11 protein-coding genes are annotated in these 13,775 nt (G+C 74.2%); 4 read left to right on the top strand and 7 right to left on the bottom strand.

Annotation, left to right across the window (positions count from 1 at the left end; all coding sequences use genetic code 11):
- Positions 1-24 precede the first annotated feature (24 nt).
- Together rosag_RS08835 and rosag_RS08830 are read right to left on the bottom strand one after the other, a co-directional pair.
- On the bottom strand, positions 25-624 hold the full coding sequence (locus rosag_RS08835) for a DUF2911 domain-containing protein (RefSeq protein WP_284349721.1): 600 nt from the start codon (positions 622-624) through the stop codon (positions 25-27).
- 140 nt (positions 625-764) lie between these two features.
- Positions 765-2,360, bottom strand: a complete 1,596-nt coding sequence (locus rosag_RS08830) for a cation:proton antiporter (RefSeq protein WP_284349720.1) — start codon at positions 2,358-2,360, stop codon at positions 765-767.
- Positions 2,361-2,535: 175 nt separating this feature from the next.
- Here rosag_RS08830 and rosag_RS08825 point away from each other — a divergent pair, with 175 nt between their 5' ends.
- The 4 genes from rosag_RS08825 to rosag_RS08810 all read left to right on the top strand — a co-directional run bounded on the left by rosag_RS08825 (position 2,536) and on the right by rosag_RS08810 (position 5,844).
- On the top strand, positions 2,536-3,057 hold the full coding sequence (locus tag rosag_RS08825) for a GNAT family N-acetyltransferase (protein ID WP_284349719.1): 522 nt from the start codon (positions 2,536-2,538) through the stop codon (positions 3,055-3,057).
- Entirely contained in the window at positions 3,044-3,760 is a 717-nt protein-coding gene (locus rosag_RS08820) for a RibD family protein (RefSeq protein ID WP_284349718.1), read from the top strand. Before rosag_RS08825 ends, rosag_RS08820 begins: the two co-directional genes overlap by 14 nt.
- A gap of 26 nt (positions 3,761-3,786) precedes the next feature.
- On the top strand, positions 3,787-5,010 hold the full coding sequence (locus tag rosag_RS08815; RefSeq protein ID WP_284349717.1) for an MBL fold metallo-hydrolase: 1,224 nt from the start codon (positions 3,787-3,789) through the stop codon (positions 5,008-5,010).
- Between the two features lie 66 nt (positions 5,011-5,076).
- The gene (locus tag rosag_RS08810; protein WP_284349716.1) at positions 5,077-5,844 is read left to right on the top strand and encodes a GntR family transcriptional regulator; all 768 of its coding nucleotides are present in this window, start codon (positions 5,077-5,079) and stop codon (positions 5,842-5,844) included.
- Positions 5,845-5,869: 25 nt separating this feature from the next.
- Here the strand turns inward: rosag_RS08810 and rosag_RS08805 are convergent, their stop codons facing one another.
- From rosag_RS08805 to rosag_RS08785, 5 genes are all read right to left on the bottom strand, one after another.
- Positions 5,870-8,014: a TonB-dependent receptor plug domain-containing protein gene (locus rosag_RS08805; protein ID WP_284349715.1), complete on the bottom strand. Its 2,145-nt coding sequence runs from the start codon at positions 8,012-8,014 to the stop codon at positions 5,870-5,872.
- Positions 8,015-8,020: 6 nt separating this feature from the next.
- Positions 8,021-9,229, bottom strand: coding sequence for a carboxypeptidase-like regulatory domain-containing protein (locus rosag_RS08800; RefSeq protein WP_284349714.1), 1,209 nt, complete (start codon positions 9,227-9,229; stop codon positions 8,021-8,023).
- A gap of 12 nt (positions 9,230-9,241) precedes the next feature.
- Complete coding sequence (locus rosag_RS08795) at positions 9,242-10,402, bottom strand: serine hydrolase domain-containing protein (protein WP_284349713.1); 1,161 nt, start codon at positions 10,400-10,402, stop codon at positions 9,242-9,244.
- A 164-nt stretch (positions 10,403-10,566) separates the two neighbouring features.
- On the bottom strand, positions 10,567-12,426 hold the full coding sequence (locus tag rosag_RS08790; RefSeq protein ID WP_284349712.1) for a hypothetical protein: 1,860 nt from the start codon (positions 12,424-12,426) through the stop codon (positions 10,567-10,569).
- Between the two features lie 15 nt (positions 12,427-12,441).
- Complete coding sequence (locus rosag_RS08785) at positions 12,442-13,731, bottom strand: aldo/keto reductase (RefSeq protein WP_284349711.1); 1,290 nt, start codon at positions 13,729-13,731, stop codon at positions 12,442-12,444.
- Positions 13,732-13,775 lie beyond the last annotated feature (44 nt).

The raw sequence follows: 13,775 nt of genomic DNA, 5'->3' as shown, positions 1-13,775 counted from the left end.
CGGCGCGCGTCACGCGCCGCGCCCTCAGCGCACCGACCAGTCGGTGGCGAGGCCGATCGTCCCCCAGGCCAGTCGCAGCTCGCCGCGCGGCGCGCCGGTCTGGCCGGCCGGCTGCAGCGTCGGAATCAGCCAGAAGGTTAGGCTCTCCACCGCGAGGGGCAGCGTCATCTGCCGCAGGTCCACGCGCGCGACGTCGATCGCGGGATCGAACGCCGTCGAGGGCGCGGCCTGCGACTGCGCGCCGTTCCGCTGGATCATCAGCTTCCAGCCCGTGCGGCCCGGGATCGTCTGCAGGATGTAGCTGCCCTTCGGCACGTTCGCGCCGCCGATCACGAGGTCGACGTCGGTCGTCAGCGTCGTGGGCGCGTTGGCGCCGGTGCGCCACACCTTGTCGTACGGCACCAGGCTGTCGGTCCCCAGCCGGCGGCCGCGCAGGTGCGGCTGGCCGTAGTCGATGCGGATCTTCGCGGGCTGCGCGGCCGCGCGCGCCGCGCTGTCGACGAAGGTGAGCTCGACCTCGGTCGTGGCGCGGCCGCTCGGCGCGACGCGCATGGGACCCTGCGCGTGCAGCGTGGTGGCGGTCGCCGCGAGCGCGAGGACGGAGACGACGGAAGGGAGTCGCATGACGGGAGACGTCGGAGGTGAGGCGTGGACGGGTGGAGCCGTCCCGAATCTGGACGCGCCCCGGGCGCAGGTCCACCCTGCCGAGCGTCCCTGACGACGTCCTGGCAGACGCGCGTGCCGTGGAGCGCCAGCGCGGTGCGTCAGCGTGGTGCGTCGGCGCGCGAGCGCTCGTCGGCGTGCTCGGAGCGCACCACCTGCGCCCAGCCGAGCTCCATCCAGTCGAGCTCCTCCTCGATGCGCTGGAAGGCCGCGTCGCCGATGGTGCCGTCGCTGCGCAGCGCCAGCAGGCGATGCCGCTGCGCCTCACCGGTGGCGCGCACGACCGCCTGATCCTCCTGCGCGCCATCGCTCCCGTCCGACTCGGCGTGCTGCAGCTGGAGGGCGTAGCTCTCCCGCACCAGCCCCGCGGCGCCGCCACCGCGCGCGAACGGCGCCGTCGCGTCCAGCGCCGCCCGCAGCGTCTCGACGCGCGCGAGCCGGATCTCGCGCTCGACCGAGCCGTCGTCCTCCAGCCGCAGGCGCAGCAGCAGCGGACGCAGCGTCAGCCCCTGCACGACGAGCGTCGTCAGCGTGACGCCGAACGCGGTCGTGAGGATCAGGTCGCGGAAGGGGAAGCGGGTCGGCAGCGCGAGCGCGGCGGCGAGCGTCACGGTGCCGCGCATGCCGCACCAGCCGACGACCGCGGCGGCGCGCGGCGTGAGCGCGACCGCGCTCTCCGGGGCCGGCGTGCCGTCGGCGCGCGGGCGGCAGAGCCAGCGACTCACCGCCGCCGCGCCGCTCACCCACACGATGCGCGCGACGATCACCGCCAGCGTGACGGCCGCCGCGATGGCCGCGTAGCGCACGCCCGTCGCCACCGTGAGGCGTGCCGTGATCGCCTTGAGCTGGAAGCCCACGAGGATGAACGCGAGCACGTTCAGCACGAACACCGCGACCTCCCACACCGCCCACGCGGGGATGCGGATGCGCGCGGGCATGATGTCCGGCGCGCGGCGCGACGCCGCCATCGCGTACACCACCATCGTGATGATCCCCGAGAGGTGGAGGTTCTCGGCCAGGATCCAGACGAGGAAGGTGCTGCAGAACTGGAGGACGATCGCGGTCGCGACGTCGCGGATGCGCGCGTTGACCCAGAGCGTCACGCGGGAGAGCGCGAGCCCGAGCACCACGCTGCCGATCGTGACGACGAGCAGGGTGGGCACGACGCTCCAGCCGGAGAGCGCGCCGGCCAGCGTCGCGCCGACCGCCATGCGGTAGATCAGCAGCGCGCTCGCGTCGTTGAACAGGCTCTCGCCCTCCAGGATCGTGAGGAGGCGGTAGGGCGGGCGGAGCGCCTTGAGCACCGTCGTGGCGGCCGCGGCGTCCGGCGGCGCGACGATGGCGCCGAGCGCGATCGCGGCGGCCCAGGGCAGCTCTGGCACCAGCAGCCGCGCGACGCCGGCGACGACGACGACGGTGAGCACCACCGCGCCGAGCGCGAGGCTCGCGATCGGGCGCCAGTTGGCGCGCAGGTCGCGCGGCGAGGCGTCGAACGCGGCGTCGACCAGCACGGGCGCCACGAACAGCGCGAGCGCCAGCTCGGGATCGAGCACCAGCGTCGGCACGCCGGGCACGAGCGCCAGGGCGGCGCCGGCGAGCGCGACGAGGGCGGGGTAGGGCGCGCCCATGCGCCGGGCGAGCGCGGCCAGCGCCGCGCCGCCGAGCAGCAGCGCGATGATGATCTCGAACACCTCCATCGCTCCTCCTCGCCTCCGAGCTCGCCGGGGATCGTGCAGTGGGACTACATGCCCTGCGCAGCGGCGTCAAGTAGATCGCCGGCGGCCCACACCATTGATTCCATCCCACGCGCGCCGCCGCTCCGGTCGGAGCCGACCGGCGCGAACGACACGCCCGACCCGACGGGAGACACGGATGCCGCAGCGCACGCTCGACCCGACCGGAGGAGTCCTGATCCGCCCGGCCGTCGCCACCGACATGCCGCGGCTCGGCCGCCTGGGCGCGCTGCTGGTCGAGTCGCACCACGAGCTGGACGCGCGGCGCTTCCTGCCGGCGCGCGATCGCACGCCGGCGGACTACGCCGCTTTCCTCGTGCGGCAGCTCGACGACCCGGACGTCGTGCTGCTGGTGGCCGACGACCGCGGCGACGTGATCGGCTACGCGTACGGCGCGGTGGAGGGCTACGACTACATGGCGCTGCGCGGGCCGGCAGGCGTGCTGCACGACATCATCGTGGAGCCCGATCGGCGGCGCCACGGCATCGGACGGCAGCTGCTCGACGCGGCGCTGGCGGCGCTGGCGGCGCGCGGCGCTCCACGCGTCGTGCTGTCCACCGCCGCCGCGAACGCGCAGGCGCAGCGCCTGTACGCGAGCGTCGGCTTCCGTCCGACGATGATCGAGATGACCCGGGAGACGGATCCCCATGACCACGAGTGAAGGCCGCCCGCGCGTGATCTGCCACATGATGGCGTCCCTCGACGGCCGCATCGTCACCGAGGAGTGGCCGCTGTCCGCCGACGAGCGGCGCGAGTACGAGCAGCTGCACGCGACCTACGGGTCCGACGGCTGGCTCTGCGGCCGCATCACGATGGAGCAGCACTTCGCGGCGGGCGCGCGCACCGACGCCGACGTCGCCCGCACGTACGACGGCCCGCCGCGCGAGGACTTCGTGGCGCCGGGTGAGCATGACTCGTACGCGATCGCGGTCGATCCGCGCGGGAAGCTCGTGTGGGAGTCGGGCGACGCGGGCGGCGATCACGTCGTCGCCGTGCTCACCGAGCGCGTGTCGGACGACTACCTCGCGACGCTGCGTGCGCGCGGCGTGTCGTACCTGCTCGCGGGCCGCGACGACGTCGACCTCCCGCGCGCGCTCGAGAAGATCGGCGCGCGGCTCGGCGTGCGGACGCTGATGCTGGAAGGGGGCGGCGGCATCAACGGCAGCCTGCTGCGCGCGGGGCTGGTGGACGAGATCAGCCTGCTCGTCGCGCCGGTCGTGGACGGGCGCGTGGGGACGCCGGCGCTGTTCGACATCGAGGGCGACGGCGTCGCGCCGCACCGCCTCACGCTCGCGCACGTCGACCGCCGCGGCGACGACGTGCTCTGGCTGCGCTACCGCGTCGAGCGGGCGGGCGGCGCGTGACGGTCGTCGCGACCGATCGCGCTCAAGTGGCGGAGGCGACGCCACCGCGAGCACGCCGCTGGTGGCGCGCGCTGCTCTGGAGCGCGCTCGCGCTCGTGGCGCTGCTGGCCGCGGGCGGCGGCGCGCTCTGGCTCGCCGCGCGCGAGGCGATGGGCGGGCGCGTCGAGGGCGCGCGGCTGGCGCGCGCCGAGCGCTCGCCGCAGTGGCGCGACGGCCGCTTCGACAACCGGCTGCCGCGCGTCGACGGACCGATGCTGCGCGCGCTCGGCGCGTTCGCGTTCGGCGGCTCGGAGCACCGCACGCCCGACGCGCCCGTCCCGGTGCTCGCGCGCTCGGCCGCCGACTACCGCACCCCGCCGGCGAGCGGGCTGCGCGTGACGTGGCTGGGCCACTCGACGCTGCTGCTGGAGATCGACGGGCGGCGCGTGCTCATCGACCCGGTGTGGGGCGAGCGCGCGTCGCCGTTCACCTTCATGGGTCCGCAGCGCTTCTTCGCGCCGCCGCTGCCGCTGGCCGAGCTGCCGCCGGTGGACGCGGTCGTGATCTCGCACGACCACTACGACCACCTCGACGTGCCCACGGTGAGGGCGCTCGTCGCGCGCGGCGTCCGCTGGATCGTCCCGCTCGGCGTCGGCGCGCACCTGCGCGCGTGGGGCGTGGCCGAGCACGACGTGACGGAGCTGGACTGGTGGGACGCGGCGCAGGTCGAGGGCATCACCGTCACGGCCACGCCCGCGCGCCACTTCTCGGGACGCGGGCTCGGCGATCGGAACCGCACGCTGTGGGCGGGATGGGCGTTCGCCGGCGCGACGCATCGCGTCTTCTACAGCGGCGACACCGCGCTGCACGAGGAGTTCGACGACATCGGCGCGCGCCTCGGGCCGTTCGACCTGACGATGATCGAGAGCGGCGCGTACAGCGCGATGTGGGCCGACGTGCACCTCGGGCCGGAGCAGGCGGTGCTCGCGCACCGGCTGGTGCGCGGCGACGTCATGCTGCCGGTGCACTGGGGGCTGTTCGACCTCGCGCTGCACGGCTGGACGGAGCCGATGGAGCGCGTGCTGGTCGCCGCGCGGCAGGCGGGCGTGCGCGTGGCATCGCCGCGGCCGGGCGGGATGGTGGAGCCGGCGACGGTCGGCGCGCCCGAGCGGTGGTGGCCCACCGTGCCGTGGCAGGGGGCGGCCGAGGCGCCGGTGCGCTCGACGGGCGTCGCGTCGCTGCAGCGGCTCATGCCGGACGCGCCGCGCTGACGATGGCGGGTCGCGAGCGGCGTCGGTAGTCTTCCGGGCGAGCACTCACCCCTCGGCCCGAGCCGCATGCCCCTCCGGCGCACCGTGGCATCTCCACCGGCTCCCGCGACCGTCTCGCTCGCGGTCTACGACGAGGTCCGCGCGCTGATCGTGCGCGGCCGGCTGCTCCCGGGGACGCGCGTCACCGAGGCGGACGTCGCCGCGGAGCTCCGGGTCAGTCGGACCCCCGCCCGCGAGGCGCTGCGGCGCCTGCAGCAGGAGCGGCTGCTCGTGCCGACCGGGGCGAGCGACGGCGCGAAGGTGCGACTCGCGGTGGCCCCCATGACGGCCGCCGAGGCGCGCGAGCTGTACGCCGCGGCGGGCGCGCTGGAGGGCGTCATGGTGCGCAACGTGGCGGAGTGCGACGCGGACGCGCGGGTCGCGCTGTCGGCGGAGCTGGCGAGGGCGCAGGCGGCCTTCCGGCGCGAGGCGACGCGGCGCGCGCCCGACTGGGACCGGCTGTTCGAGCGGCACCACGCGTTTCACGAGGTGCTGCGGGCCCGGCTCGCCGGGCCGCGCCTGCGCCTGCTGCTGGACGGGCTGCGCCCGCACCTGGACCGGTACGAGTACTTCTACGGCCGGCTCCACGAGACGGGCTTCGAGGCGACCTTCGAGGAGCACGACGCGATCGTCGCCGCCATCGAAACGGGGCACGCGGACCTCGCGGAGCGCGCCGTGCGGGCCAACTGGTTCAACGGGGCCGACCGGCTGGCGACGGTCGTGCAGCGCGCGGGCGAGGCCGGGTTCCTGCGCGGGCTCGCGTCGGTGCGGCATCCGGCGCACAGCGGTCGCTGACGCGCGCATCGCGGCGCACGACGGATCAGAAGATCCGGGCGGGCCGCTCCGTCCGGACCGGTGCCTCCTCGCGCGGCGCGCCACCCACCGCGTAGGACGCGAACAGCGACAGCAGCGGCCGCGCCGTGCGCCGGCGACTCTCCTGCGTGAACGCGGCGTCGACGATCCGGAAGTCGAGGCGGTCGCTGCGCAGCGGGTCGTTGAGCCGCAGCGTCACGCGCCCCCGGTCGCCGGCGAGGCGCTGCGTCAGCGCCAGCTCGCTGGTGAACGTCGGCAGGATCGCGCCCTGCTCGATGGCCTGCGCGCTCCGCCGGTAGGCGTAGAGCTGCGCCGTGGTGCTGGCAGCCACGCGGACGTCGATGGTGAGCCGCGCCGTCGCGTACGCGCCGCTGCTGCCGAACGCGTCGGCCGCCGTCTCCATGTGGGCGACGCTGCCGGCGAGCGTCACGACGGTGCGGTCCGTCGGCCGTGCGCGCACGCTGCCGTCGGCGCCCACGGCGCGCGCGCGCGTCAGGTTCGCCAGCGTGGTCGTCGCGCCGCCCCTCGCCGTCGCCGCCTTGAGCTGGCGGATCGGGTCCCGCGTCCAGCGCAGGAACGGCGTCAGCTGCAGCGTCGCGCGCGGACGGTGCCGCTCGACGCCGAGCTCCACCTGGTCCGAGACCTCCGGCCGCAGCGACGGGTTGCCGATGATCGCGTTCGCGTCGTCCCCGCCCATGGAGAACGGGTTCAGCATCTCCGCGCCCGGCCGGTCGATGCGGCGGCCGTACGCGAGTCGGTACAGGAGCGCGCGACGCGCGTCGGTCCATGTGCCGCTCACGCTGGGGAAGAGGCGCACGGCGCTCCGCGCGCTGGCCGCTGCGAGCTGCAGGCGCGTCCGCTCCGCCTCCACGCGCAGCCCCGCCTCCGCCCGCACGCCACCGACGGAACGCTGCGCGGTGACGTAGCCGGCATGCACGTCCAGCTGGTGGCGGTAGGCCTGCGACGCCGTCGCGTCGAAGTGGGTCGCATCGTGCGCGGCCGTGACCGTGCGCAGCCGCGACTCCTGTCCGACGCTCAGGTCGATCTTCGAGAGACGCAGGCCCACGTCGTTCCGCAGCACGCGCTCGCGCTGCCGCGCGGTCATGACGGTGCTCATGTAGCGGTAGCCGGCATCCTCGTCGTCGTAGGCGCCGCGCAGCGTCTCGTCCACGAAGCTGGCGCGCGCTTCGGACGTGAGGCGCGCGGCTCCCATGTCGACGCTCGCGACGGCGCTCAGCTCCCCCGACGGGATCACGTGCTCCAGCAGGCTGCCGGTCGCGCTCGTCCCCATGTTGCCCGCGGCGTTCGTGTAGACGAACGCGGAGCGGCTGCGCGACGCGCCCTCCATCCACGAGTACGCGCCGCGCAGCGCCACGGACGCGTTGTCCGTCGGCGTGACGGCAGCGCCCGCGAGCACGGACTGCAGGCGGTGCCGCTCGCGTGCGCGGCTGTCCTGCTCCGTCCGGAGCGGGAGGTCCCCGGGCACGAGGCTCCAGCGCGACGTCTTCGAGTCGGTGCGGGGCCGCATGCCGGACAGCGCGTACGTCACGTCCCAGCCCACGACGTCGCCGACGTCGCCGCTGGCGGCGGCAGAGCCCATGTAGTGGTCGTCCGTCGCCATCGAGGTGGCGAGCGAGCGCATGCCCGTGCGCCGCACCGCGTCGTCTCGGAAGATCAGGTTCACGACGCCGGCGGCGCCGTCCGCGCCCTGCCGCGCGGAGGCGGTGGTGCCTGCCTCGACCCGCTCCAGCGCCGACGCCGGCATCTGGCGGAGGAACGCGGCGAGTGCGTCACCGGCCAGCGCGATGCGCCGCCCGTTCTGCAGCACGAGCACGCTGCTGCTGCCGCGCATGGCGATGCGCCCGTCCGCGTCCAGCTCCACGCCGGGCACGGTGCGCAGGAGGTCCGCGATGCTGCCGCCCGCCGCGGTGGACGCGCGCACGTCCACGATGGTGGCGCCGCTCCGCAGCTCCACCGCGACGCGCTTCGCGCGCACCGTCACCGCATCCAGCGACTTCGCGCTGTCGGCCGGAGCGCCGTGATGCTCGTGCTGCGCCGCCGCCGGCGTCGCCGCGGCCGCGACCCACAGGGCGGCGATCGCGGCGGTCCGCGCGCGGCGTGCGTGGTAGACGTGCTCCCTGGAATGCCGCACGTCGGTTCAGCAGGCGCTCACGACGACGTTTCCTCCCGCCATGCGCTGCCAGCCGAGCGCCGCCTCGCGAGAGGGCAGCCAGCTCGCCCCCGAGCGCGCGGCGCCGTAGCAGCCATACGTCGCGACCGCGCCGGTCGACCGGTCGCCGAGCCAGCCGGCCGTCTCCGTCATCGCGCGGAGCGGCGCACCCGCGGTCGCGGGCAGCCGCGCCGTGAGGACCGCGTCCATCCAGGCGAACATCAGATCGAGGTCGACGATCGGTCCATGCCCGAAGGCGTCCGTCGAGAGCGACCATGGCGCCCCCGCCGCTCGGCCGGCCTCGAACACGGGCGTGATGTTCGCGACTCGGTGCGGCTCGTCCACGCGTCCGATCAGGAAGAATCCCGGCACGGCGGCCGCCGCGCCCGCAGGGCCGGGAGCGTGACAGCCGCCCTTCATGGTGACGAAGCCGGCCACGCGGGCGGCGTGCGCGCGGGTGAAGCCGTACGCCGTGCAGCCACCCTGCGAGTGTCCGACGAAGAGGATCGGGACGTTCGCGAGCTCCGGATGGCCGCTCTGCGCGCCGACCTGCGAGAGGGCCTGCAGCAGCTTGTCGTAGTCCGCGGTCTGGTCGAGCAGGGTCGTCGTGCCGACGAGCGCCACGTTGCCACCCGCGAGCTCGAGCGAGCGCCGCTTCACCGTCTCCAGCTCGGAGGCCGTGCACCAGATGGGGCACGGCCCCGTGCCCGGCGCGCCGGTGACGATGCGGCGCGAATCCAGCGGATTGCCGGTGGACGGATCCCGCAGGCCAGGCAGGAAGACGATCGCCGCCCGGTACTGGGCGATTCCCGGCGGCAGGTACGCGACGGTGCTCTGGTGGGTGAAGAGCGTCCGCGGCGTCAGCACGACGTCGTGCGCGTTGGCGCCCTCGGTCAGGCTGACGCTCACCGACCGCGCGTCGAAGCCCGGCGCGCTGATCGCGATCGTCGCGCTGCCGACCGGCACGTTCCGGAGCTCGAAGCGTCCGTCCGCGCCGGTCGTGGCGGTCGCGCTGCCGACCGTCACCGAGGCACCCGCGATGACGGCGCCGGTGGCGGCCCTCACGATGCCGGAGACGGTCGCCGTCGTGGTCGTGGCTGCGGTCGGGTCACCAGGGCTGCCCTGCCCGCACGCGGCGACGAGCGCCGATGCGGCGAGAGCGATGACGAACGCGGAGATCGACGTCGTGATCCGCATGCGGCCTCCAGGTCACCGGAACGTCGAGAAGAGATCGTGCGTCGGGAACGACGTGATGCTCCCGAGCGCATTCCAGAGCGCGACATCCAGCTCGGTGATGAAGCTGCCCGGCGCGGCCGTGTTGAACAGCGCGACCCACGCGAAGCCGTTCTGCGAGCGCACGAGCATCGCCTTCGTGCCGGGCATGTCTCCCCCATGCCACCAGGTCGCGTCGCTCGGCGCTGGGCGCACCCACCAGCCGAAGGCGTAGTAGCACGCGCCACCGGCACACTGGTCAGGGCCGCTGCCGGTCATCTCCGCGACGACCTGCGGGCCGAGGATGTCCGGCGGGCTGGCACGGCCATCGACGCGCGTCAGGAATCGCAGGAGATCGACGGTCGACGAGACCCAGGCGCCGCTCGCATCCCCCGCTTCGATGTAGTAGCCGCCGTAGTTGAGCGGCACCAGGCCCTCGCCCGGGAAGACGGACGGCACCAGCGGCGCGTCGACGCCCAGGTTGGGGCGGTAGTACTTCACCTCGTCCGCGAGCGCGTCGCGCAGGCGCGACTTCCCCTGTCGCGTGCGATTGGCGCCCACGGGCTGCAGCACGTGGGCGCGCACGTACTCCTCGTACCGCATGCCGCTCACGCGCTCGATCACGCGGCCGAGGATGATGTAGCCGAAGTTCGAGTAGGCGAACCGTGCGCCCGGATCGAAGTCGAGCGGCAGCCCCTTCATGTAGCGGATCAGCGTCTCGCTCGACGCCGGCGCGGGCGCGTTGACCGCGGCCGCGGCGATCCCTGGCCGATCGATCGGATCGAATCCGCCATTCGGCTTGCCACGATCCCAGCCGCCGGTGTGGTTCAGCAGGTGCCGGACGGTGATCTGCTCCCACCGCGGATCGACGGTCGTTCCCGGTGCGGGGGCGAGGTGCGCGATGAAGGGCGCGACGCGATCGTCGAGACGGAGCCTGCCCTCCTCGACGAGCGTCATGATGGCGGCGCTGGTGAGCGTCTTGGACACGCTGGCGATCCGGAACAGCGCGTCGGGCTGCACCGGCGCCCTGCTCTCGACGTCGGCGTAGCCGAAGCCGCGCGCGTAGATCAGCCGTCCGTCGCGCACCACGGCGACCGCGCCGCCGGGAACGGCGTACTTCTTCATCAGCTCGGGGAGCGCCTGCTCGAAGGACGCCATGCCCGGCACGGCAACGCCCGTGATGGGCGTCCCCGCTTGCGTGGGAGGCGTGACCGGAGGAGTGACGGGCGGCGCGGTCGGCGCTCCGCTCGGGTCCCTGTCGCACGCCGCGACCGCGGCGGCCAGCGACAGGCCGATCACCAACGCTCGTGTGCGTCGCATGGTCAGCGCGTCCGGGTCAGTCGAACGATGCGCGCCGTCGGCGCCATCGACACGAGCTCGATCGAGATCCCGCGCGGCCCGTCGCCCATCAGGTACAGCGCGGCGTGGCCGCCGTCCGCGGCCGCGAGCGTGTGCTCACCGCCGGCGCGGCGGCTGGCGCGTCCGGGAAAGGTGGCGGACAGTGGACCCGCGACGCGTGCGCGCTCCGCGTGATCCCACGCGGTGTAGCGCGGCAGGTCGTGCACGACGTCCGGCCCGATGAGCCCCGCGGTGACGCTCGCGAGCGCCTGCCGGTCGATCAGGTCGACGTAGTCGATGCCGAGCACCGCGGTGACGTGGGCGATCACCGCCGGCCGATCGTTCCAGTCGATCGGCGCCTGGACGAGGCGCTGATACAGCGTCGGCCGGCGCCCGTGATCGATCGACGCCTCACCCGCCAGCTCGCGCAGGAAGAGGAGCATGCGCGCGTTGGCGCCGTAGCGGCCGTTGCTCTGCCACGGCCCGAGCGCCGCCTGCGTGCCCCACATGCCGAGCGAGCCGTCGGCGATCGCGGGTGCGTCGCTGCCGACGCCCGCGTGACGCGCGCGGAGCGGCTGCCCCGACGCGATGCGGCTCGCCGTCTCCTGCGCGAGCGTGGCCAGCCCCTCGCCCAGGATGCCGGCGATGCGCCCGCGGCGGCTGGTCAGCGCGTCGGCGTTGTGCGCGTACTCGTGCAGGAACACCCCCGCCACGTAGCCCGCGCTCTGGTTCTGCGGCATCGCCAGCCGATCGGCGCTGACGGTGCTGACCACCATCTCGGAGGAGCGCGGGCAGCTGGTCTGGCTCGTGAACGTCGCGCTCCCCAGCGGCCCGTCGTAGGCGAAGCCCGTGGCGTTCGGGAGCGTGCCGAGCAGCACGTAGAAGCGGCCACCGCCCCCGGCGGGCGGCCGGTAGTCGGCGTCGAAGAGCGAGCGCATCGTCGGCAGGAGCAGGCGATCCGTCATCGCCGCCGCCTCGCGGAGCCAGCCGAGCTTCGCCGGGTCGAGGTACGACGCGGCGGACGGATGCCGCAGGTCGACGACGACGGCGACGTCGCCCGACACGGCCACGACCCTCGCGCGGAAGCTCGGCACCGACTCCGCCGGCATCTGGCAGAGCTGCGGTGCCCCGGAGAACCAGTCGACGAAGCGCAGCGTGTCCCCGACGACCGCCGTCGCGTAGCGCGGGTCGAAGGGTACGGGCGCCTGCGCGAAGCTGCCCGACGGCGCGGTCACCGCGGGCGCTGTGGCCATCGCGGGCTCCGCCAGCGTGCCGGCATCGTGTGCAGACGGTGCGTCGGACGCGGCGAGCGTCGACGCGACGTCACCGGTGCCGAGGACGCGGACGGCGACCAGCGTCCGCGGGGACTCCACCTCCGCCGTCGGGATCGCGACGTTGGCGGCGCTCAGCACGTAGTCCTCGTCGGCCGCCGCGAGGCGCAGGCACTGCAGCTCGCCGCTCGTGAGGACGCGCGACTCGCCCGCACGCAGCGACACGCTCGGCGCGACGCGCACCACGCCGCCGATCGGCGCGGTGCCGTCCGCCGACACCTTCACCGCCCGCATGTCGGTCTCGCACGCGCGCATGGACGGCACGCGGAACTCGGCGACGCTGTCGGAGCGGACGACGAGCTCCATCGCGTCCACGCCGTCGAGCCGGAGCGAGCGCAGGCCGGAGAGGCCGGACCCGCGGACGCTGGCGATCTGCCCGGGACGGAGCGTGTCGACGGCGGTCACGCGGACCGTTGCCGGCTCGACCGGCCGCGTCGATTCCGCGGGGGCGCCGCCCTCGCAGGCGACGAGCAGCGCCACGATGGGCGCTGGCAGCAGCGAGGGACGGCGCATGACGACCTCCGATGGCTACTTCCGCTCGAGCTGGACGCGCTGCGGCCCCTGCGGCCCCTGCTGCTCCAGGATGGCCCCGGTCACCTTGCCCTGGCCGTCGAGCTGGAACTCGAAGATCGGCCCGCGGGGATCCTGGAAGCGCGTCTCCGATCGGGCGTTGAGTGGAAGCTCCGGATTGGTGCCCGGCTTCACGAGCAGCCGATCCCCGTCCCGGCGGAAGGTCACGCTGTTCCCGGACGGCAGCCTGTACTCGCCGACGTAGCGGTCCAGAACCGCCGCGGACAGCGCGATCCCTGGTGCCGCGGCCGGGTTCTGCGGAAGGGGCGGCAGCGCGGGCAGCGCATCGACGAGCGCCGCCATGCGCTTCCGCGTCGCCTCGTTCGGCAGGCGCCCGATGCCGCCGCCGATGTTGTCGAGCATGTGCGTCGCCTTGGTCGTGCCGACGCGGGCGATGGTGATGGCCGGGTGGCTGACGACGTACTTGAGGAAGAACTGCGCCCACGTCTTCGCGTCGAACTCGGCCGCCCACTCGGGCAGCGGCGTGCCGCCCACGCGCGCGAACAGGTTGCGGCCGGTGCCGCCGCAGCTCGCGCCCGAGTTGTTGCTGAAGGGGAAGTACGCGATCACGCCGATCTTCCGCTCCTGCGCGAGCGGCAGGATCACGTCCTCGACGTGGCGATTGCTCGCGTCGTAGTCCACGCCGATGAAGTCGAGCGGCTCGTTGCGCATGAGCGTCTCGAGCTGCGCCGCCTGGAACTTCACGGAGATCGTCTGCACGCCGATGTGCCGGACGCGTCCCGCCTTCTTCTCCTCCTTCAGCGCGGCGAGCCACGTCGGATCGCCCGCGACCGGCAGCATCACCAGGTCCATCTTCGACGCCTTCGTTCGCGCCAGCCACGCGTCGACGGCGGTCTTCACGGTGGCGGCGCCGGGCGGCGGCGGGCCACCGGGGCCGCCGGGCGGGAGGCCCCGCGTCGACCAGAACAGCTTGTTCTGCACTCCGAGCTCGCTGGCGACCGTGGCGTGGAACTGCTCCGACGCCCCGTTGCCGTGCATCGCGTCGAAGAACCGGCCGCCGTTGTCGACGAACGTCCGGAAGACCTCCTTCAGCGCGACGGGATCCGCGCACCCCACGTGGTTCGAGAACGAGAGCCCGACGACCGGCAGCTTCTCCCCGGACGACGGAATGGCCCGCTGCAGGAGCGCTCCGGCCGGCTGCTGCAGCGCGCGCAGCAGCTCGGGGGTGAGCGTCAGGGAAGCGCCGGCGCCGAGGGTGATGCCGAGGAATTCGCGACGATTGACCACGAGGGAGTTCGGGTTCGGGTGCGTGAGGTCGTGCGTGAGGTCGT

The sequence above is a fragment of the Roseisolibacter agri genome (genome assembly GCF_030159095.1).
In the GTDB taxonomy this organism is placed as follows: domain Bacteria; phylum Gemmatimonadota; class Gemmatimonadetes; order Gemmatimonadales; family Gemmatimonadaceae; genus Roseisolibacter; species Roseisolibacter agri.
The sequence above is the reverse complement of the archived record's forward strand: the minus strand, read 5'-3'. Positions and strand labels throughout refer to the sequence as shown.

Coding starts and splice junctions, on each gene's coding strand:
- rosag_RS08835 (WP_284349721.1), bottom strand. CDS start 624: ATGCGACTCCCTTCCGTCGTCTCCGTCCTCGCGCTCGCGGCGACCGCC.
- rosag_RS08830 (WP_284349720.1), bottom strand. CDS start 2,360: ATGGAGGTGTTCGAGATCATCATCGCGCTGCTGCTCGGCGGCGCGGCG.
- rosag_RS08825 (WP_284349719.1), top strand. CDS start 2,536: ATGCCGCAGCGCACGCTCGACCCGACCGGAGGAGTCCTGATCCGCCCG.
- rosag_RS08820 (WP_284349718.1), top strand. CDS start 3,044: ATGACCACGAGTGAAGGCCGCCCGCGCGTGATCTGCCACATGATGGCG.
- rosag_RS08810 (WP_284349716.1), top strand. CDS start 5,077: ATGCCCCTCCGGCGCACCGTGGCATCTCCACCGGCTCCCGCGACCGTC.
- rosag_RS08800 (WP_284349714.1), bottom strand. CDS start 9,229: ATGCGGATCACGACGTCGATCTCCGCGTTCGTCATCGCTCTCGCCGCA.
- rosag_RS08795 (WP_284349713.1), bottom strand. CDS start 10,402: ATGGCGTCCTTCGAGCAGGCGCTCCCCGAGCTGATGAAGAAGTACGCC.
- rosag_RS08790 (WP_284349712.1), bottom strand. CDS start 12,426: ATGCGCCGTCCCTCGCTGCTGCCAGCGCCCATCGTGGCGCTGCTCGTC.